The sequence below is a fragment of the Thiococcus pfennigii genome (assembly GCF_016583835.1).
GTDB classification, from domain to species: Bacteria; Pseudomonadota; Gammaproteobacteria; order Chromatiales; family Chromatiaceae; genus Thiococcus; species Thiococcus pfennigii.
Genome location: NZ_NRRW01000140.1, coordinates 1 through 975 on the forward strand (window position 1 = coordinate 1; position 975 = coordinate 975).

Genomic DNA, 975 nt, shown 5'->3' on the forward strand with positions numbered 1-975 from the left:
GCGCCGTGCGAGGGGGCGGGGTTGGGCGCGCGGGGCTAACCGGACCGCGTGTGCCGCGCGGTCATTGGCACGCCCGTGCGGGATGGGCCTCCGCGGCCGCCGTCTCGACCGCTGCGAGAGGCGAGCAGTCGCCTGCGCACCACCCGGTCGAGGATCGACCGCCAACCCTTCACCCTCAACGAAAAAGGCCGCAGAACCGATCAGCCTTGCGTCGCCGAGCGCCGAGCGCCGAGTGCCGAGGCAGGGCGATCCGCCCGCGTCTTGGCGCTGTCTCGCGGGCAAAAAAAGGCCCCGCCGAGGCGGGGCCTTCTTCGTTACGGACGAGCGGGACGGATTACATCATGCCGTCCATGCCGCCCATGCCGCCCATGCCGCCCGGCATGGCCGGGCCGTCATCCTTCTTCGGCTCCTCGGCGACCATGCACTCGGTCGTGACCATCAGGCCGGCCACGGAGGCGGCGTTCTGCAGGGCCGAGCGGGTCACCTTGGTCGGGTCCAGGATGCCCATCGCGACCATGTCGCCGTACTCGCCGGTGGCGGCGTTGTAGCCGTAGTTGCCCTCGCCCTCGAGGATCTTCTGCAGGACCACCGAGCCTTCCTCGCCGGCGTTGGCGACGATCTGACGCAACGGCTCCTCCATCGAGCGACGGGCGATGGCGATGCCGACGTCCTGGTCGTGGTTGGCCCCCGTGAGGCCCTTGAGGGCGCTCAGGGCGCGCACCAGCGCGACGCCGCCGCCAGGGACGATGCCCTCTTCGACGGCCGCGCGGGTCGCGTGCAGCGCGTCCTCGACGCGGGCCTTCTTCTCCTTCATCTCCATCTCGGTCGCGGCGCCGACGCGGATCACAGCGACACCACCGGCGAGCTTGGCCAGGCGCTCCTGGAGCTTCTCGCGGTCGTAGTCGGAGGTGGTCTCCTCGACCTGCTGACGGATCTGCTCGCAGCGGCTCTTGATGTCGGCCTCGGTGCCGGCGC

General features: G+C 70.9%; 1 protein-coding gene. It reads right to left on the bottom strand.

Annotation, left to right across the window (positions count from 1 at the left end):
• Positions 1 to 334 precede the first annotated feature (334 nt).
• Positions 335 to 975 (bottom strand): TCP-1/cpn60 chaperonin family protein (locus CKO41_RS18280; RefSeq protein ID WP_276568970.1); only part of this gene is annotated, 641 nt, incomplete at its 5' end.